The following is a 19,133-nucleotide window of genomic DNA, read 5'->3' on the forward strand; positions in this document are numbered from 1 at the left end:
TCAGTTGCTGGTCTGGAGCCGGACGAAGGCGGCGGAGACGCCCGCACCCTGACTGTTATTCTGGCTATCCCCCTGACGCCCGGCCAGCTTGGCGCGCAGCCTGGTCAGGAACTGCCGCTCGGTGCCGTTCACCACCTCGTCATCGCCGAACAGCGGCTTGGCCGACGCCAGCGCGACGATCAGTTCGGGGCCGAAGGGCGGCGCGACCTGATAGCGTTGCGCCGCCTGCGACAGGCCGATGGTGACGCGCCGCACGCCCTTGCGGTCGGGTTCGGGATGGCCACGATGCAGTTCCACCGCGCTGCCGTCGGCCTGAAGGTAGATGATGCTGAGATAGGGCCGCGCCGCGCTCGTCGTCGCGCTGACGCCGAAAATCTCATTCTCCTGCATCACCACCGGGTCGCCGCTGCGATCCTTGCCGTCCGCGGTCAGCGCGACGATGCTGGTCCCGTCGCGGGAGAGCGGTGCGGCGAGCGTCAGCGCCGCCTCGCATTGCGGCCAGGGCAGGTGGCGCACCGCGAAGCTGCGGGTCGGGTCGGCCCTGGCGGACGCTTCGCGCAGCGCGGCGATGGCGTTGAGGTCGCCGGAAAAGCCGGTCACGCTCTTGCCCTGCACCGACACCGCGCCGCAGGGCATGGCCGCCATCTGGTCGGCGAAGATCTGGGCGTCGCTGCGCGGCGGTGGGGGCGGCGTGCCGGGCGCGGCCGGGGCGACCGGCGCTTCGAGCGAATAGGCTTCCCCGGTCAGCAGCTTGAAGGTGGCATAATCGATCCAGGCATAGCCTTTGTCGCCCCAGATCGGCCCCCAGCTATTCATGATGCGCAGGGCCTGCCGATCCTCGTCATAGCCTACGATCGCCATGGCGTGATAATTGGCCCTTTCGGGCTTTTCCGCGCGCCGATAGACGCCGTCGCCGCGAAACGCCTTGAAATCTGCGGGGGCCGGCATGGCGAATATCACCGGCGCGCCGCGCGCCAGGGCGCCCTTGACGTCGTCCAGCACGATCGGCGTGCGCCAGTCGTCCTTGACCTCCCGGTCGACCGCGCGCCAGTCGAGCAGGCGGAAATTGCCCGCCTTCTCCTTCAGCCCCTCAGCCGCAGGAATGGCGCATTTGGTCATGTCGTCGGGAAATTCGGCCAGGCTGACCGTGCCCTCATTCTTGAGCAGGGTCAGCGCCTGGACGATGCTGATCGTGCCGGTGCAGGGCGATCCCGCCGGGCGCAGCCGATTATAGACATAGGCCGGACTCATCTGGTCGGCCGGTTCGTCGGGTTGCACATTCTTGTCGCGAAAATTGAGGAAGGTGCGCGCGGCATAGGTGGTCGCCCAGGCGACGCAATTGGGCTGCGGACCCTGCGATCCGGGCGGCGGATAGGCGTTGGACAGGTCCACCTGCTTGGGCAGATAGGCGCGGAACCGCCCCTGTTTGGGCAGCTTGGCATAATCTTCGGGAGAAACGGGCTCCGCCCCGGTCATGAACAGCGCGTCGTCGCTCTGCTGCGCTGAAAGGCCCGCACCAGACAGCGCCAGCAGCGCGACGCTTCCCCATGTGACGAGACGGCGTGTCATCACCCGTTCCTCCCGAATAGCTGTTTTTAGAAGCGGTAGCCCACGGTCAGCGTCACCGCGTCATAATCGAAATCATGCGAGAAGCTGCTGGTGCCATGGGTGTAGATCAGGCCGATACGCAATTGCTCGGCCCGGCTCTTCTGCTCAACCTCGCGGGTGCGGATGCCCACGCTCAGCGCCGCTTCATGCACATTTTCATAAGCCTGCGGATCGCCGGTCAGCTTGGTCCAGGTGTAGCTGGCGCGCATCGATCCCTGCCGCCCGCCGAACATCCGTCCCTTGAACGGCAATTGATAGGCGATGCCGTTGCGGAACGCCCAGACATCCTCCTTGAAATAGAAGGGCAGCTTCTTGCCGATGCCGATATCGGTGGTGGTGGACCATCCAACCATATTGCCGATGGTCAGGTCGCCGCGGCCCACCTGCGCGATCTTGTAGCGGCTGGTGGCGGACAGGGTCAGCACTTCGTTGCTGGCGCCGAAATAGCCGTCATTGTCGCTCACGCCATAGGCGACGCGCGGGGTGATGAGCCAGTTGGGCTGCACCGGTATTTCGACGCCCGTCGACAGCGTGCCCAGAATCGTGGTCTGGCCGTCATTGACGTGCAGGACATTGAGGATCGGATCGATCAGCACGCGGGCGCGGCTGCCCTCCGAAGGGCGGAACGCCTTCTGGTAGCGCAATTCGTAGCGCTGGCCCTCGGCCCCTGCGCCGCCCCAATAGGTGAAGGCGCCGCCGATCGTGTCGGCATCCCCCTCCATGTCGAAACCGGGCGTGTCCGGGTCGTCGTCATAGTCGAGATCGTTGAGATTGAGCGCGGTCGTGACCGCCGTATGCTGCAGGCTGTTGGGACTGCCGATGCTGGCATAATAAGGCGAGGCAAAAGCCGTACCCGGCACGAGCGCCGCCACCGCGGCCGCGATCAGAAACTTCTTCATCGATATTACCCCTCTTGATGCGCCGGCTTCCCATTTCCCGCGCAAACCCTCAGATATTCCGCGTCAGGACGATCCCCCGATCTCGTCCGGTTCCAGGTCGCGCACGACGCGCAAGCCTGCGTCCTGCCGGCGCTTGCCGGGCGGGACGGTGAAGCGATTGGCCGATCGCAGCGCATCGGGCGCGCTCTCGAACGATCCGCCGCGCATGATCCGCGCGCGGCAGGACGTATCGGTGCAGCCCGACGTCCATTCCCACACATTGCCCTGCATCTGGTTGAGGCCGAAGGCATTGGCGGGATAGCTGTTCACCGCTTCGGGATAGCCGCGATAGGGCGCGGTATCCGATCCGTGATAGCGGGCGGTATGATCATAATTGGCCATCGATGGTCCGATATCGTCGCCCCAGGGAAAGGCCGACGGCGCGCCGCCGCGGCTGGCATATTCCCATTCCTGCTCGCTCGGCAGGCGATAGGCGCGGCCCGACTGGACCGTCAGCCAGGCGACGAACGCCTGCGCATCCTCATAGCTGATGTCGGTCGCCGGGATCAGCGGATTGGGATTATCCTTCGACCAGTTGCCCAATTTCGTGCAGGCATTGTCGCGCACGCAGGCATTCCATTCGGCGATCGTCACCTCATAGACGCCAATGGCGAAGGAGCGCTCGATCTTCAGGTCGGCCTGCACCGCTTCGTCCCCGCCGCGGCCCGGTTCAGACAGCGGCGATCCGAACGGCGTCAGCCCGGCCGGGATCGCCCGCATCCAGGGGCAATTGGCGCAGTCGTAGAAGCGATCGCTCGCCGCCCGGTCGCAGGAAATGAAGCAGGGCGGCGCGCCTTGCAGCCCATAATCGAAGGTCGGCTTCTGGAAATTCTTGCCCGACGACAGCGCGACCCGGTCCGACACGCGCTTGAGCGCATCGGCGATATTCTGCTGCGGCCGGCGGATTTCCTCGGCCAGCACCTTGGAAAAGATGCCGTCGTCAAAGGCGACCTGGTCGGCGCTGGTGGAAAAGGCGACCAGATAGCCCTGGTCGGGCCGGATCGCGGCGGCGGTGGCGCGCACCATGCGGCGCAACCCCTTGCTGCCCGCCAGTTCGCCCACCGCGCTGGCCTCTGTCCCGGTTTCCGCCGCGATCATCTGGGTCAGCGACGGCGGCGGCGCGGGCAGGACGTTGCGGCACATGTCGAGCACGATCAGCACCGTCTTCGCGCCCGATCCCAGCAGATTATGGGTCAGCGCCGCGCGGGTCAGCGTGGCGCTTTCGGGCGTCAGGTCGCGGCCGGCATCGACCGGCAGCAGCATGACGTCGCCATAGCTGCCCAGCGCCGCGCCATGGCCGGAAAAATAGAGGGTGCCGAACGCCTTCGGCCCGGCCGCAGCCAGCTTCGCTCGGAAATCGGCGACGGCTTGCAACATCGCCTCACGCGACAGGTCGCGGCGCACCTGCACCGGACCGTCACCGCTGGCATCGGTGAAGCCGGTGGCGTTGAGCGCGGTCGCGACCTTGTCGCCATCGGCATAGGTGGAGCCGAGCTTGTCGAAGGCCTGATAGGCGCCGTTGACGATCACCAGCGCCAGCCGCGGCTCTTCCGCCGCGCGCGCGGGACCGGCCAGCGCGAGCAGCGCCAGCGCCAACATCGCCGCAAGCGCGCGGATCAGGCCGCCCCCCGGATGTGGACGGTTCATTTTGTCGCCTTGCGCGGCGCGAACTCGACCTGGGTCACGACCTGATCGACCCCGTCGACATGCAGGACCGCGTCATAGCGGCGCGCGGCCCTATAGGGTTCGGCCGGGCCGCCTCCGAACAGCTTGGCGAAGAAGCCGCCCAAACCGCGTCCCTTCTGGCAATAGGGAGCGACGCTGACCGCGCCGCCGCTCTGTTTGACCTCGTTCAGCCAGGCGCCCAACGGCAGCGGCGCTTCATTGTCGGCCGGATAGGGGGTGTCGAGATCGACCACCACCGGGCGGCCACGCCGCAGCTTGGCCTTGAGCGCGCGATCGAAGCGGGCCGGATCGGTAAAGCGCAGCGTCGGCTTCGCCACCGGGCGATCGCAACTCTTGAGCACGGGCGCGACTGGCGCGGCGGCGACCGGCGCCTGCCGGCCGGGATCGACAGCGGGACCGGGATTGACGGCGTGGACGGGCTGCTGCGCCTGTGGCTCCTGTGCAACAGGCTTTGGCGCGGGCGGCTCCGGCGGCAATATTCGCACGCCACGGCCCGCTGCGCCCTCCACAGCGGCTGGTTCGGACGGCGGAGCGTTATCCGCCTGCGTCAGGGCGTTTGCCGCTCCACCTGCAAAAAGCATAAAAGAAGCAACGACTATAGTGCAACGCAACACGGCCATTTGTCCGCTCCGAGTCAAGATATAGTTATTGCCCCGATTACCTTTCTGAGACTATGGATATATAGCTATTGAGGCAACAAAAAAGCGCGGGGGAATCCCAATGTCGAAGGGGCGACGTGGACTCTGGGCAACAGTATTGACCGGCTTTGTCACAATAATGACTAATCCAGGTTACGCCCATGCTGAAACGCGCGCCTTGCTGGTGGGGGCGTGGCAGTTTCAGTCCAATTTGATCATGGACCTGGTGGGGCCGGAAAATGATCTGGCGGCCATGGAGGCGTTGATTCGCGGTCAGGGCGCGAGCGACGTCACCGTCCTGCGCAATGACGGCGTCAGCCGCACCACGGTCGAAACCGCGCTCCATGCGCTGGGCCTGCGGTCCAGGCCGGGCGACTGGATCTTTCTCTATTATACCGGCCATGGCGCGCTGGCCGAAGCCGCGGTCAAGGGTACGCGCGACGGCGATACCGACCAGTTCCTGCCGCTGCCCGGCTTCGATCCCGACGTAAAGGATGCCGAGCGCTTCATCGTCGACAAGGATTTCTACACCTGGCTGTCCCTGTACGTGCCGAAGGGGGTGCAGGTGCTGATGATGGCCGATACCTGCCATTCCGGCACGCTGCATCGGTCGGTCGATCCGCGCGCCATGGGCATGACCCCGCGGCTGACGCTGGGCGCGCGCAATGTGGAGCTGGGGTCGCGCCCGGCCCCGCGCTTCGCCAGCGTGCTGGCGTCCGGTGACGCCGCCCCGGTCAGCGCCACCCGCGACGACCTGCCCAACCTCTATTATATCAGTGCGGCGCGCGACGATCAGATCGCCTGGGAAAATGCGCTGCCGGTGGAAGGCGCGCCGACCCGCGGCTTCCTGACCTGGTCGTTCGAACAGGGCGTGACCACGGCGCGCGCCGACGGGAAGGGGATGGCCGCCGACCAGGATGGCGACGGCATATTGTCGATCGGCGAACTGGGCGCCTATCTCAACGTCCAGGTGCGGATGCTGAGCGGCCAGCGACAGGAAAGCAATACCGTCATCCCGCCGGGGCGGGAAGGGCAGGGGCTGTTCGCCACCGTCCCGCCGCCACCCGCGCCGCCGGCCCCGCCGCCGCTGCCCGGACTCTATGTCGCGGACCTGAAGGCGCGCGCCAGCGTCAGCGGCGACCATCCCTGGCGCATTCTGACCGATGGCCAGGGCGCAGACTTTGTGTGGGACGCGCGGGCGCAGGCGATGCTGCGCCGCACCGGCGACATCGTGGCGCAGAATGTGAAAAGCCCGGCGCAGGTCCGCGGCGTCATCGACAAATGGGCGGCGCTGGAGGCGCTGCGTCCGCTCCTGTCGGAACGCAGCGCGCGGCTGATGGTCGGCCCGCTCGACAATGGCGCGCGCTATCCGTCCGGTGCGCCGGTCACGCTGGCATTGGCCCCGGTTCAGGCGCAAACGGGGGATGGCGCGGTTGCGCCCGGCCCGCACTATGCGACCGTGTTCAACATCGCGTCCGACGGCACGGTGCAACGACTCTTCCCGGTCGCCGCGTCGGACGGGAAGGGCGAACTGGCCGCCGGCCAGTTGCTGCCCGTCCTCGACAGCCAGGTCATTCCGCCCTTTGGCGCGGACCATGTCGTTGCGCTGGTGACGCCGCGACCGCCCGACGATTTCCGCCTGCTGCTGCGCACGGTCGAGAACCAGCGCGCCGCCGCCCGGCTGGTCGGCCCGATCCGCGACCTGATCGCCAGGGCCGGGGCGCAGGCCAGCCTGTCGATCGGCGAACTCTACACCGGCAACTGACGATGCCGCCGCGCGCCTCAGTTGCTCAGGATCACGGTCCGGCTTCTGGCAGCGCTCTTATTGCCGATATCGACCCGATATTGGCCCGACGCGCGCGGCGTGACGGCGCAGACCGGGGCGTAATCGGCATTGTCGTCCAGGCAGAGCTGCTTGCCCGACGCATCGAGCAGGCGGATATACATGTTGGTGCCGATATCGCCGATCGCGCCGATGCGCAGCGGCTCGCCACCCTTGGCGGTGACGCTGAAGCGATAGGCGTTGCGCGGATTGACGTCGAGCACGCGCCGCACCAGCCCCTTGCCGAAGGCGGAGGCGACCACGCCGCGGCCCGACGCCGACTGCGCCAGCCGGATGTGCAGCAACAGCGCCTGATCGTCGCGCGCCAGCGCCTTCGCCTCGGCGAACAGCGCGTCGGGGGAAAAGGCGGCGTCGCCCTGCGCCGGGGTCGCGCCATCGGTCATCGGCACCTGCTGCAACATCCGCGCGGCGGTCAGCATCGCATGGGGATCACGCTCGCGCCGGGCGAAGTCGGCGACCTGCCGCGCGGCGATCGCCTGGGCGAAGGGATCGGCGGGCGCGGCGGGGGGCGTGGCCGCAGGGACGACTGGTGGAGGAGTGGCTGGCGGCGGCACCGCCTCCTGCGCTGCGACGGGACCATAAAGCGCCATCATCGCCACACCCGCGATCAGGAATTTCCGCATCATGTCCAACCCTCTCGGTAAGATCTTCTCGTCCCCTGTGGATACCGCCGCAGCGGTGGGAAAGCCAGTGCTTGCGGGCGGCGCGGAACTGGCGGGCTATGCGCACAAGCACTTGTCGGCGCTGGTCGGCGCGGTCGGCGGCGAAGGACGCTACGCCGCCTTCATCAGCTACAGCCATGCCGACATGAAGGTCGCGCGCTGGCTGCACCGCGCGATCGAAAATTACCGCGTGCCAAGCGGGCTGGTGGGAACGGCGGGCGATCGCGGCCCGATCCCCGCCCGGCTGCGCCCGATCTTCCGCGACGAGGATGAACTGGCGGGGGCCGCCGAACTCGGCCCCAAATTGCAGGGCGCGCTCGCCCGGTCCGACGCGCTGATCGTCATCTGCTCGCCCACGGCGGCGCGATCGGTCTGGGTGGACAAGGAAATCCGGTCCTTCAAGCGCTGCAATCCCGACGCGCCGGTCTTCGCGCTGATCGCCGCGGGCGTGCCCGGCGATCCCGACACCGACTGTTTTCCCGCGCCCCTGCTGTTCGCGCTGGACGCGGCGGGCGAACTGGATCGCAGCCAGCCGCTCGAACCGCTGGCGCCGGATTTGCAGAAGAACGAGCGCCATGTCGTCAAGCTCAAGCTGATCGCAGGCTTGCTCGGCGCGCCCTATGCCGCGCTCTATCGCCGTGACCAGCGCCGCAGCCGGCGAATCGCCGCCGCCCTCTCCGCCGCCGCGCTGCTGCTGATCCTGGTGCTGAGCGGCCTGTCGATCGCCGCCTTCACCTATGCCCGGATGGCGGTGCAGCAGCGCAACGAGGCGCAGGCCGCCCGCAAGCTGGCGGAGCAGAACGCCGACAAGGCGGAGCGCCGCGCCTGGCTGGCCCAGGTCGCCGCGCAGGAGGTGCGCCGCATGGTGGCCGAAGGCGAAAGCTGCCCGCGGCCGTGAGCCGATCCGCGCCCTAGTCCCGCCAACTCGGATCGATCCGGTCGATGCGCCGCACCATCGTCTGGAAATCCGGCACGCCCGGCCCGACCGGCAGTTGCACGGCGCTCAGGTCGCGCTGATGCACCGCGATCACCTCGGCCGGAATATCGATCGGCGTCCCCGCCGCGCCGGCCGCAACCTGGATTTCGCAGGCGCGCTGCAACAGCCAGTGGGTCAGAAAGGCTTCGGGCAGGCTCCCCGCCATCACCAGCGTCCCATGATTGCGCAGCAGCATGACGCGCCGATCGCCCAGATTGGCGATCAGCCGTTCCCCCTCATCGGCGCGAATCGTGATGCCCTCAAAATCATGATAGGCGATTCGTCCGATGAAGGCGGCGGCATAGAAGCTGATCGGTTTCAGCCCCTCGGCGCAGGCGCTCACCGCCATCCCCGCAGTCGTATGGGTGTGGATGATGCAATGGGCGTCGGGCAGATGCCGGTGAAACACGCTATGCTGGGTGAAGCCCGCACTGTTGACGGGATAGGGGCTGCCGTCCAGCACCTGGCCGTCCATGTCGATCTTGACCAGGTTGGACGCGGTCACCTCGTCATAGCCCAGGCCGAAGGGATTGATGAGAAAAGCGCCGGTTTCTCCCGGTACGCGCAGCGTAATATGGTTGTAGATCAGCTCCGACCAGCCCATATGGTCGAAGATACGGTAGCAGGCGGCAAGCTGCTGGCGCGCCGCCCATTCGGCGGCGGGCATATCGGGGCGTTTGGCGGCTGTAGCCATGGCGATCCTCCACTATTTTTATGCCGCCACTATCCGCCCGCATGCTCGGCTTGTCGAGTATGAAGGCTTTAGGGTTGAGTTTACGCGACTCTGCTGATAGGGCGCCGCCCACATGGCGTAGGGCGACCTGCGACGACTCATTGGCTTTGCTATTCGGTCGGCCCGTCGGGAAAGATGTGAAAATCCCGGCGAACCGCTCGTTTTCGATTGGAGATTAACGGACTTATGCAGATCATCGTTCGCGACAACAATGTCGACCAGGCTCTTCGCGCGCTCAAGAAGAAGCTGCAGCGTGAAGGCGTGTATCGCGAAATGAAGCTGCGTCGTCACTACGAGAAGCCTTCGGAAAAGCGCGCCCGCGAAAAGGCTGCCGCTGTGCGTCGCGCCCGCAAGATGGATCGCAAGCGCGCCGAGCGCGACGGCGCGAAGTAAGCGCTATCGGGGCGGTCTCCGGCCGTTGCGCCATCGCCGCCCCGTATTCTGCCGAACACCCTGCCCTTAATTTGCGAGAGCATGCGCCATGTCCACGACGGCCGTACCCCTTCGTCCTATCGCCAAGGGGTCGCTGACGCGCCTTTGGATCGGTGTCGCCGCGATTGCGCTGGCGGCTGGCGGCCTCGCGTGGGCGGGGCAGCAGGGCGTTGAAGCCTCGCCGTCGGCGTTCCTGACGCAAAACACCCATGCGGACGGCGTGGTGACCACCGAGTCGGGCCTGCAATACAAGGTTCTGTCGGAAGGCGCGGGCGCCAGCCCGACCCCCGCCGACGTGGCGCTGGTCGGCTATAAGGGCACGTTGCTGGACGGCACGGTGTTCGACGAGAATCCGCAGGCGCCGATGCCGATCGACGGCGTCGTGCCGGGCTTCTCCGAAGGGCTGCAGAAGATGAAGAAGGGCGGCAAGTACCGCCTCTGGATTCCGCCGCAGTTGGGCTATGGCGACCAGGCGGCCGGCCCGATCCCGGCAGGGTCCGTGCTGGTGTTCGACGTCGAACTGCACGACTTCAAGTCAAAGGCCGAACTGATGCAGTTGCAGCAGCAGATGCAGCAACAGCAGGGCGGGCCGCAGGGCGGGATGCCGCCGGGCGCCGGGCCGCAGCCGGGCAACTAAGCCGGTTAAGCCAGAACCAATCGCGAAAAGGGGCCGGTCATCACGGCCCCTTTTTCTTGGCCTGGATCAGGCCAGGATCAGGCGTGACCCTGGCACACGCTGTCATCCTCGGCGCTCAGGCCAAAGGCCAGCGCATCGGCGCTGCCGACCCTCTCTTCCCCGGCGAATAGCTTGTCGAGTCGCGCCTTGATGTCGCGGCGATAGGCGGCCGTGGCGACCGATCGGGATGCGGAGACTTCGATGTCGCAGGCGATCGCGCCCTTGATCCGTTCGATCGCGGGTTCGTCCAGCACCCCGGCGCGGCGCAGCTCCTGGCAGAGTTGCAGCAGTCCCGCCGCGGTCGCATGGGCGCGCAGGCCGACATTGCTCAGGTCGAAATGCAGCTTCTTCTGTTTGTCCAACGGAACGGTCATGATGGCATCCTCTCGAATCTTATGAGCCTATCATAATTCCAACCGTGGAACAGGCCATCCCGTTCCCTGCGCCATCAGGCCGCAGGCTTCGGCACGACCACAGCGGGGTTCCGCTCTTTCATCGCCTTGGACCGTTCCTCCAGATAGACTTTGATCATCGCCACGATCGGATCGGCCAGGAACAGCCCCATGATGCCGAACAATGCGCCGAACAATATCTGCGCGCCCAGCACCAGCGCCGGGGCCAGGTCGGTCGCGCGCTTCGCCACCATCGGCACGATCAGATAACCGTCGATGATCTGCACCACCATGTAGACGCCAAAGGCATAGAGGCCGGTGTCGGTCCCGCCGGAAAAGCCGACGAGGATGATGAGCACGCCCGATATGATCGACCCGATATTGGGCAGGAAGGCGAACAGGCCGGTCAATATGCCCAGCAGCCCCGCCATCGGCACGCCACCGGCCCACAGCAGCAGCCAGGTGCCCACGCCCTCCACCGCCATGCCGATCAGCCGCCCGAACATCAACCGGCGCAGCGTCCAGCCCATCTTGTCGGCGACGCGGTAGAAATGGGCGCGCTTTTCGATCGGCAGCATCCAGGCGACGCCGCGTTCGTATAATTTGGGTTCGACCGCGATGAAGATCGCCAGCACCAGCATCATCACGCCGCTGGTGATCGCGCCCACAGCCGTGCCGACCGCGGCGGTGACCCGGCCCATGCTGCTCATCGCCTGGGTCGCCAGGCCTTTCAGGTCCGACGGCGTCGCGCTGATGCCCAGTTGCTGCATCCAGCCGCCGATGCGCATCACCTGCGCCTCGACGATGGTGCGCATCGCCTGCGCCTGCGCCGCCAGGCTCGATCCGGTGAGGTAGAAGGTATAGGCCATGAAGGCGACCGCGCCGAGCAGCACGATCGTCAGCCGCCAGCCGCGCGAGATCGGCAGGATGCGGCCCAGCAGGCGGGTGCCGCCATCCATCATCGTCGCCAGCACCAGCGCGCCCATGATCAGCATCAGCGGTTGCGCGAGAATGACGACCAGCGCCACCGCGATGGCGAGCGCGAACCAGACGCCCGCGCGCTTCAGCTCCTGCTGGACGAGCGGGCTGCGGACTTCGCTGGGACCGGGTTCTTCGACATGAAATGCCTGCGCGTCGCTCAAAACCCTATGCCCCTTTCAAATCATTGCGGGGGTGCAACGCTCTGTGGTCGCAGGCTGTTCCCGGCCCGGCCGCTGCGCAGCGCGTGGACCCAGCTGAGCGGGTTCCAGGTCGCATCGCCGTCCAGGCTGAATGTGATGAACTCCGCCCGGCCGCCAATCGCCTCCCATGGCACCGGACCGCCCAGGCCGTTTTCTTCCAGCGGCGCGCGGCTGTCGGCGCTATTGTCGCGATTGTCGCCCATCAGGAAGACATGGTCGGCCGGCACCCGCACCGGGCCATACCAGTCGAGCGCGCTCGGCCCCATGTCGATCGTGACATAGGTCTTGCCGTTGGGCAGGATTTCCTGCCGCACCGGCAGCTCGCAATAGTCCCTGCCGTCCTTGCCCGTCACCAATGCGCCGGGGAATTGCAGCGGCGGGCAGGGGGCGTTGCCGTCGACGGCCAGACGCATGGGTTTCAGCATCTTCTGCTTCACCGCCACGCCGTTCAGGATCACTTGGCCGCCGCGCACCTCGATAATGTCGCCGGGCAGGCCGATCACCCGCTTGATATAATCCTCGCGCCGATTCTGGGGCGACACGATCACAATGTCGCCGCGGTCGGGCAGGCGGCCCAGCACCCGGCCCTTCAGGAAGGGCAGGGGGTGGAAGCTGGGCGAGACATAGGACCAGCCATAGGGAAATTTGCTCACGACCAGCCGGTCGCCGGTCAGCAGCACCGGCATCATCGATTCGCTGGGAATGTAGAAGGGCTTGGCGACGAAACTGTGGAAGGCCAGCACGGCCAGGATCAGCAGGACGATGCTTTTGAGTTCCTGCCACCAGTTGACGGCGGATCGCTGCGCGTCGTCCCCCTGTGGCGCATCGGAAAGGATCGTCTCTTCGGGCAGGTCGATGGCCGTCACGGGCGGGCTTTCGCTAGGGGGAGTGTCGTTCGCATTATCGGTCACAGGGGCAGGGCTTCGATGATGACGAAGGCCTGCGCCCATGGATGATCGTCGGTGAGCGTCAGGTGAATGACAGGCTTATGCCCCGCCGGCACCATCGATTCGAGCCGGGCCAGCGCGCCGCCGGTCAGCTTGAGCGTCGGCGCGCCGGACGGGGCGTTGACCACGCCGATGTCCTTCATGAACACGCCCGCCTTGAACCCAGTGCCGACCGCCTTGGAGAAAGCCTCCTTGGCGGCGAACCGCTTGGCCAGGGTCCCAGCCTTGGTGAAGGGGCGGCGATTGCCCTTGGCCTGCTCGACCTCGGTGAAGACGCGCTGTTCGAAGCGCTGTCCGAACCGGTCGAGCGAGTTCTGGATACGCTCGATATTGCAGAGGTCGGAGCCGAGGCCGATGATCACGCGCCCCTCACTTTCACCGCGCCAGCTCCATCTGCCGCCGCATCTCTCTAATGCTGCCCTCCAGCCCGCCGAACAACGCCTCGCCGATCAGGAAATGGCCGATATTGAGTTCGGCGACCTGCGGAATGGCGGCGATCGGGGCGACATTGTCGAAGGTCAGGCCGTGGCCGGCATGGGGTTCGATCCCGTTCTTGGCCGCCAGCGCGGCGGCGTCGGCGATCCGGCGCAGTTCGGCCGCGCGCGCCTCGCCGCTCAGATGGGCGTAGGCGCCGGTGTGGAATTCCACCACCGGCGCGCCCAGCCGGATCGCTGCGTCGATCTGGCGCGCGTCCGCCTCGATGAACAGGCTGACGCGAATCCCCGCATCGGCCAGCGCCGCGACGACGGGCTTCAACGTCTCGAACTGCCCGGCGGCGTCCAGCCCGCCCTCGGTCGTGCGCTCCTCGCGCTTTTCCGGCACGATGCAGGCGGCGTGCGGCCGGTAGCGCAGGGCGATGTCCAGCATCTCCTGCGTCGCGGCCATCTCCAGATTGAGCGGCACGGTCAGCGCCGCCATCAGCGTCGCCACATCCGCGTCGCGAATATGCCGCCTGTCCTCGCGCAGATGGGCGGTGATGCCGTCCGCCCCGGCCTTCACCGCCAGCAGGGCGGCCTTGACCGGATCGGGATGCTCGCCCCCCCGCGCGTTGCGGATGGTCGCCACATGGTCGATATTGACGCCAAGGCGCAGGGGCGTGGTCATAAGGCCTATTGCTTCCGGCTGCCGGGCTTGATCGCCGGGATCGCCGCCAGTTCGGGCGGCACCGCATCTTCATCATAAACTGGGAAATTGATGGAGACGAGCGGGTAGAAAGGCACGCCCAGATCGACTTCGCCCGCCGACCGGTCGACCAGCGCGACTTCGGCGACGACAATGCCGCCTTCCGCCTCGACCGCTTCGATCGCCTGGCGCGACGACAGGCCGGTGGTCACGACGTCCTCGACCATCAGCACCTTCTGCCCCGGCGTGATCGCAAAGCCGCGACGCAGTTCGAACACGCCCTCCGGCCGCTCCAGAAACACCGCATCCTTGTCCAGCGCGCGGCCGACTTCATGGCCGATGATCAGGCCGCCCATCGCCGGCGACACCACCAGATCGATCTCCTGCCGCACTTCGCGCGGTAATTTCTGCACCGTGGCGCGGGCCAGCTTGCCGGCCCGTTCGGCGTTCATCAGCACGCGCGCGCATTGCAGATAATTGGCGCTGCGCCGCCCGGACGACAGGATAAAATGTCCTTCGAGCAGCGCCCCCGCCGCCCGGAATTCCGCCAATACTTCCTCATCTGTCATGCCGTCATATATCCATGTCGGGCGGCCCGTCGCCTGTTCGCGCGGCCCGCCAATCCGTCAGCACGACGCACCTGTGGCGCGCCATGATCGCGCCCCTGTGCGCGGACCAGCGAAATAGGCGGCCAGAGGGAGCGTTGCAACAGCGAAGAAAATCTGCTCCTGCGTGCTTGAGGCATGGGGAAACCATGCCTATAAGCCGCGGCAGAACCGACCGGACGAGGATCATGCGCTTCTTGCGCGTCTTCGTTGCAGCGGCGCCAAGGGGTTACGGGGTAAGAAGACGCTATGAAAAAGGTGAAATCGCTCGTTCTCGCCGGGTTGTTGGCCTTTGCGCCAGCGCTTGGCATGAACGGACATGCGCTGGCGCAGGACAATGCCGTCGCGGCCGCGCCGGCTGCCGACAATGCCGCCGCGCCGGCCGAATCGGCCAACGCCGCCGCGCCGGCTGCTGAAGCTGCGCCCGCCGCCACGGTGGCCGCGCCGCCGCGGATGAAGCCGACCGAAGGCGTCGGTATGCCCAAGCCGGGCGAATTCACCCTGCAGGAGCAGTTCACGTCAACCGGCCATACCGCGCGCTGGCTGCATGACGTGATGCTGCTGCCGCTGATCTTCGCGATCTCCATCTTCGTCCTGATCCTGATGATCTACGCGATGTGGAAATTCCGCCGCAGCGCCAATCCGATCCCGTCGAAGACCGCACACAACACCATGATCGAGGTGATCTGGACCGTCTTGCCGGTCGTGATCCTGCTGGTCGTCGCGGTCCCCTCGATCGGCTTGCTAGCCGACCAGTATAAGCCCGCGCCCAAGGATGCCGTCGTCGTCAAGGTGACCGGCTATCAATGGTATTGGGGCTATGAATATCCCGACAACGGCATTCCCGAATTCGTTTCGAACATGCTGCCGGAAGACAAGGCGAAGGCCAATGGCGAGCCTTATCTGCTCGCGCCCGACAATCGTCTGGTCCTGCCCGCCGGCCGTCCGATCAAGCTGATCATCACCGGCGCCGACGTGATCCATGCCTTCGCCGTGCCCTCGCTCTGGGTGAAGATGGACGCCGTTCCGGGGCGCCTGAACGAGAAGAGCTTCACCATCGACAAGCCGGGCGTCTATTACGGCCAGTGTTCGGAACTGTGCGGCGCCCGCCACGGCTTCATGCCGATCGCGATCGAAGCGCTGCCCCCGGCCCAGTTCGACCAGTGGGTGCTGTCGCAGGGCGGCAAGCCCGCCGGCGCAGCGGCTGCGGAAAAGACGGCTGACGCCGCGCCCGCAGCCCCCGCCGCCGACAAGAAAATCTGATCAGGGTAGGAAGCCATGACAACCATCACCGCAGATCATCACGGCGACCACGCCCACGATCATCACGATGCCGATCATAAACCAGCCTTCTTCCAGCGCTGGTTCATGTCCACCAACCACAAGGACATCGGCACCCTCTACCTGATCTTCGCGATTATCGCGGGCATCATCGGTGGCGGCATTTCCGGCCTGATGCGCGCCGAACTCGCGCATCCGGGCATCCAGTATCTGCACACATGGGCCATGATGATGGATGGTCCGGAAGCGACGCTGGACCAGGCCTATCATCTGTGGAACGTGCTGATCACCGCCCACGGCCTCATCATGGTCTTCTTCATGGTGATGCCCGCTATGATCGGCGGCTTTGGCAACTGGTTCGTGCCGATCATGATCGGCGCGCCGGACATGGCCTTCCCGCGGATGAACAATGTCAGCTTCTGGCTGCTCATCCCCGCTTTCGCCCTGCTGCTCGGCTCGACCTTCGTCCCCGGCGGCACCGGCAATGGCGCAGGTACGGGCTGGACGGTCTATGCGCCGCTCTCGACCAGCGGTTCGGCCGGGCCGGCCGTCGACATGGCGATCTTGTCGCTCCATATCGCGGGTGCGTCGTCGATCCTGGGCGCGATCAACTTCATCACCACCATCCTCAACATGCGCGCGCCGGGCATGACCCTGCACAAGATGCCGCTGTTCGTCTGGTCGGTGCTGGTCACCGCCTTCCTGCTGCTGCTCGCGCTGCCCGTCCTGGCCGCCGCGATCACCATGCTGCTGACCGATCGTAACTTCGGCACCACCTTCTACGACGCGGCCGGCGGCGGCGATCCCGAACTCTACCAGCATCTCTTCTGGTTCTTCGGCCACCCCGAAGTCTATATCATGATTCTGCCGGGCTTCGGCATCGTCAGCCAGATCATCTCGACCTTCAGCCGCAAGCCCGTCTTTGGTTATCTCGGCATGGCCTACGCCATGGTCGCGATCGGCGTCGTCGGCTTCGTCGTGTGGGCGCACCATATGTTCACCACCGGCATGTCGGTGAACGTGAAAATGTATTTCACCGCCGCGACGATGGTCATCGCCGTGCCCACCGGAATCAAGATCTTCTCGTGGATCGCGACCATCTGGGGCGGCTCGATCAGCTTTAAGACCCCGATGGTCTGGGCGCTGGGCTTCATCTTCCTCTTCACCGTGGGCGGCGTCACCGGCGTCGTGCTGGCCAATGGCGGCGTCGACGACGTGCTGCACGACACCTATTATGTCGTCGCGCACTTCCACTACGTCCTCTCGCTGGGCGCCGTGTTCGGCCTGTTCGCCGGCTTCTACTACTGGTTCCCGAAAATGTCGGGGAAGATGTACAACGAGTTCCTGGGCCACCTGCACTTCTGGGTGTTCTTCGCCGGCGTGAACCTGTTGTTCTTCCCGATGCACTTCCTGGGCCTGTCGGGTATGCCGCGTCGTTATCCGGACTATCCGGCCGCGTTCGAAAAGTGGAACGAACTGGCCAGCCATGGCTATGAGATCATGGCGGCAGGCATGTTGATCTTCTTCATCAACCTGATCTGGTCGCTCGCGGCCGGCAAGAAGGCGGTCGGCAATCCCTGGGGCGAAGGCGCGACGACGCTGGAATGGACCCTGCCCAGCCCGCCGCCCTATCACCAGTTCGAAACCCTGCCGGTGATCGACGATAACGGCCATCATTGATGGCATGATCGACTGACAAAGCCGGGGCGGATATCATGTCCGCCCCGGTGGTGGCATTTTGCTCCGTGCGCCGTGATGGATCGCGACGGAGCCGGAACATGACATGACCAGTGTGACTTTCGACCAAGCTCTTCTCCCCGCCCATTGGCGCGATTTCGTCGCGCTGACCAAGCCGCGCGTGATGACGCTGGTCGTGTTCACCGGCCTGTGCGGTCTGCTCGCCGCGCCGGGGCATATCCACCCGATCCTCGCCTTCACCGCCATATTGTGCATCGCCATCGGCGCGGGCGCCGCCGCGGCGCTCAATCAATGGTATGAGGCCGATATCGACGCCAAGATGAAGCGCACCGCCAACCGCCCGCTACCCGCTGGCCGGATGGACCGGCAATCGGCGCTGCATTTCGGCGTGGGCCTCTCCTTCTTCTCGGTGATCCTGATCGGCATGGCGACCAACTGGCTCGCCGCTGCCGTGCTGGCCGTCTCCATCCTTTTCTACGTCTTCGTCTACACCATCTGGCTCAAGCCCCGGACGGCGCAGAATATCGTGATCGGCGGCGCGGCCGGCGCTTTTCCGCCGGTGATCGGCTGGGCGGCGGTGACCGGCGACATCAGCGCGCTGCCCGTCGCCCTGTTCATGCTGATCTTCTTCTGGACGCCGCCCCATTTCTGGGCGCTCGCCCTGTTCGTGAAGACCGATTACGCCGCCGCCGGCATCCCGATGCTGCCTGTCGTATCGGGCGAGGTCGTCACCCGCCGCCAGATCTGGGCCTATACCGCGATCATGGCGGTCGCGGCGATGGCGCCGGTGCTGCTGCAATTGACCGGCTTGGTCTATGGCACGGCGGCGCTGCTGGGCACTGCGCTCTTCGCCGTCTTCGCCTTCCAGGTCTACCGCCGGCGCGAAAGCGACCCGGCCCGCATGGCGCCCGAAAAGCGTCTGTTCAAATATTCGATCCTCTATCTCTTCCTGCTGTTCGGGGCGGTGGTCGTCGACCGCTGGCTGCTCGCATGACGCCCGAAGAGCTGGAAAAGGTTCGGGCGCGGCAAAAGTCCCGCGCGCTGGTGATGGGCCTGTTGCTCGGCGCGCTCGTGCTGCTCTTTTACGGCATCACCATCGCCAAGATGGGCGGCAACTGATGGCCACCCTTCCGCCTTCTCCCTTCGATCGCGATCGCCGCAACCGGCGCACGCTGGTCGCCATGGCGACGGTCGGGCTGGCGATGCTGGGCCTAGGCTTCGCCTCGGTCCCGCTCTACCGCATCTTCTGCGAACAGACCGGCTTTGGCGGCACGACCAAGCGCGCGTCTGCCGATGTTCAGGTGCAGGCGGCGGTCGGCCACACCATGTCGATCCGGTTCGATTCCAATGTCCAGCCCGGCATGCCCTGGCAATTCTACCCCGAACATCGGACGGATACCGTCACCATCGGGCGCAAGGATATGGCGATCTTCATCGCCAGGAACATGTCGGACAAGCCGGTGACCGGCACCGCCAGCTTCAACGTCACGCCGACCCAGGCGGGCGCCTATTTCACCAAGATCCAGTGTTTCTGCTTCACCCAGCAGACGCTTCAGCCCGGCGAGGAAGTCCGCATGCCGGTGCTCTATTTTGTCGATCCGAAGATTTTGCAGGACAGCGACAACAAGGACACGCAGCAAATTACCTTGAGCTACACTTTCTATCCTGTTGAGCAGGACAAGAAGCCAAGCTAAGGCAAGCATCAGATAACGCGA

Annotated in this window: 21 protein-coding genes; 9 read left to right on the plus strand and 12 right to left on the minus strand. The window is 65.8% G+C overall.

Annotated features, from left to right (window positions below; translation table 11 throughout):
- The 4 genes from V473_RS01005 to V473_RS01020 form a co-directional block, all read right to left on the minus strand.
- A complete protein-coding gene (locus V473_RS01005; protein ID WP_066599442.1) occupies positions 1-1,569 on the minus strand; it encodes a C1 family peptidase in 1,569 nt (522 codons plus the stop codon).
- 26 nt (positions 1,570-1,595) lie between these two features.
- On the minus strand, positions 1,596-2,507 hold the full coding sequence (locus tag V473_RS01010) for a hypothetical protein (RefSeq protein ID WP_066599444.1): 912 nt from the start codon (positions 2,505-2,507) through the stop codon (positions 1,596-1,598).
- A 63-nt stretch (positions 2,508-2,570) separates the two neighbouring features.
- Positions 2,571-4,193 (minus strand): SUMF1/EgtB/PvdO family nonheme iron enzyme, encoded by a 1,623-nt coding sequence (locus V473_RS01015; protein WP_066599449.1) that lies wholly within the window; start codon positions 4,191-4,193, stop codon positions 2,571-2,573.
- Positions 4,190-4,717: a hypothetical protein gene (locus V473_RS01020; protein WP_148648301.1), complete on the minus strand. Its 528-nt coding sequence runs from the start codon at positions 4,715-4,717 to the stop codon at positions 4,190-4,192. The genes V473_RS01015 and V473_RS01020 overlap by 4 nt, the downstream gene beginning before the upstream one ends.
- Positions 4,718-5,009: 292 nt before the next feature.
- On the opposite strand from V473_RS01020, the gene V473_RS01025 reads away from it, so the two are divergent.
- On the plus strand, positions 5,010-6,635 hold the full coding sequence (locus V473_RS01025) for a caspase family protein (RefSeq protein ID WP_082678936.1): 1,626 nt from the start codon (positions 5,010-5,012) through the stop codon (positions 6,633-6,635).
- 17 nt (positions 6,636-6,652) lie between these two features.
- On the opposite strand, the gene V473_RS01030 is transcribed toward V473_RS01025, so the two are convergent.
- Positions 6,653-7,339: a hypothetical protein gene (locus tag V473_RS01030; protein WP_066599454.1), complete on the minus strand. Its 687-nt coding sequence runs from the start codon at positions 7,337-7,339 to the stop codon at positions 6,653-6,655.
- On the opposite strand from V473_RS01030, the gene V473_RS01035 reads away from it, so the two are divergent.
- The gene (locus V473_RS01035; RefSeq protein WP_066599457.1) at positions 7,338-8,273 is read left to right on the plus strand and encodes a toll/interleukin-1 receptor domain-containing protein; all 936 of its coding nucleotides are present in this window, start codon (positions 7,338-7,340) and stop codon (positions 8,271-8,273) included. The two genes, V473_RS01030 and V473_RS01035, sit on opposite strands and share 2 nt — an antisense overlap.
- A gap of 13 nt (positions 8,274-8,286) precedes the next feature.
- Here the strand turns inward: V473_RS01035 and V473_RS01040 are convergent, their stop codons facing one another.
- Positions 8,287-9,045: a class II aldolase/adducin family protein gene (locus tag V473_RS01040; RefSeq protein ID WP_066599459.1), complete on the minus strand. Its 759-nt coding sequence runs from the start codon at positions 9,043-9,045 to the stop codon at positions 8,287-8,289.
- A gap of 225 nt (positions 9,046-9,270) precedes the next feature.
- On the opposite strand from V473_RS01040, the gene rpsU reads away from it, so the two are divergent.
- Together rpsU and V473_RS01050 are read left to right on the plus strand one after the other, a co-directional pair.
- The gene (gene rpsU / locus V473_RS01045) at positions 9,271-9,477 is read left to right on the plus strand and encodes a 30S ribosomal protein S21 (RefSeq protein ID WP_006957190.1); all 207 of its coding nucleotides are present in this window, start codon (positions 9,271-9,273) and stop codon (positions 9,475-9,477) included.
- A gap of 88 nt (positions 9,478-9,565) precedes the next feature.
- On the plus strand, positions 9,566-10,153 hold the full coding sequence (locus tag V473_RS01050; protein WP_066599462.1) for an FKBP-type peptidyl-prolyl cis-trans isomerase: 588 nt from the start codon (positions 9,566-9,568) through the stop codon (positions 10,151-10,153).
- A 77-nt stretch (positions 10,154-10,230) separates the two neighbouring features.
- Here the strand turns inward: V473_RS01050 and V473_RS01055 are convergent, their stop codons facing one another.
- The 6 genes from V473_RS01055 to pyrE form a co-directional block, all read right to left on the minus strand.
- Entirely contained in the window at positions 10,231-10,566 is a 336-nt protein-coding gene (locus V473_RS01055; RefSeq protein WP_066599465.1) for a hypothetical protein, read from the minus strand.
- Between the two features lie 74 nt (positions 10,567-10,640).
- Entirely contained in the window at positions 10,641-11,726 is a 1,086-nt protein-coding gene (locus tag V473_RS01060; protein ID WP_066599468.1) for an AI-2E family transporter, read from the minus strand.
- Between the two features lie 20 nt (positions 11,727-11,746).
- Positions 11,747-12,631, minus strand: a complete 885-nt coding sequence (lepB, locus tag V473_RS01065; protein ID WP_244884322.1) for a signal peptidase I — start codon at positions 12,629-12,631, stop codon at positions 11,747-11,749.
- Between the two features lie 41 nt (positions 12,632-12,672).
- Positions 12,673-13,074, minus strand: coding sequence for a holo-ACP synthase (gene acpS / locus V473_RS01070; protein WP_066599471.1), 402 nt, complete (start codon positions 13,072-13,074; stop codon positions 12,673-12,675).
- Between the two features lie 13 nt (positions 13,075-13,087).
- Positions 13,088-13,816, minus strand: coding sequence for a pyridoxine 5'-phosphate synthase (locus V473_RS01075; RefSeq protein WP_066599476.1), 729 nt, complete (start codon positions 13,814-13,816; stop codon positions 13,088-13,090).
- Between the two features lie 5 nt (positions 13,817-13,821).
- Positions 13,822-14,403 (minus strand): orotate phosphoribosyltransferase, encoded by a 582-nt coding sequence (gene pyrE / locus V473_RS01080; protein WP_066599478.1) that lies wholly within the window; start codon positions 14,401-14,403, stop codon positions 13,822-13,824.
- Positions 14,404-14,688: 285 nt separating this feature from the next.
- Here pyrE and coxB point away from each other — a divergent pair, with 285 nt between their 5' ends.
- The 5 genes from coxB to V473_RS01100 all read left to right on the plus strand — a co-directional run bounded on the left by coxB (position 14,689) and on the right by V473_RS01100 (position 19,112).
- Positions 14,689-15,702 carry a cytochrome c oxidase subunit II gene (gene coxB / locus V473_RS01085; protein ID WP_066599480.1) on the plus strand — a complete coding sequence of 338 codons (1,014 nt, stop codon included), beginning with the start codon at positions 14,689-14,691 and terminating at the stop codon, positions 15,700-15,702.
- A gap of 15 nt (positions 15,703-15,717) precedes the next feature.
- A complete protein-coding gene (ctaD, locus tag V473_RS01090) occupies positions 15,718-17,400 on the plus strand; it encodes a cytochrome c oxidase subunit I (RefSeq protein WP_066599484.1) in 1,683 nt (560 codons plus the stop codon).
- A 103-nt stretch (positions 17,401-17,503) separates the two neighbouring features.
- On the plus strand, positions 17,504-18,412 hold the full coding sequence (locus V473_RS01095; protein ID WP_066599489.1) for a heme o synthase: 909 nt from the start codon (positions 17,504-17,506) through the stop codon (positions 18,410-18,412).
- Entirely contained in the window at positions 18,409-18,537 is a 129-nt protein-coding gene (locus tag V473_RS24505; protein WP_269076421.1) for a hypothetical protein, read from the plus strand. The genes V473_RS01095 and V473_RS24505 overlap by 4 nt, the downstream gene beginning before the upstream one ends.
- A complete protein-coding gene (locus V473_RS01100) occupies positions 18,537-19,112 on the plus strand; it encodes a cytochrome c oxidase assembly protein (RefSeq protein WP_066599491.1) in 576 nt (191 codons plus the stop codon). Before V473_RS24505 ends, V473_RS01100 begins: the two co-directional genes overlap by 1 nt.
- Positions 19,113-19,133: the final 21 nt, after the last annotated feature.

This window comes from Sphingobium cupriresistens LL01, from assembly GCF_001046645.1.
Taxonomy (GTDB): Bacteria; Pseudomonadota; Alphaproteobacteria; order Sphingomonadales; family Sphingomonadaceae; genus Sphingobium; species Sphingobium cupriresistens.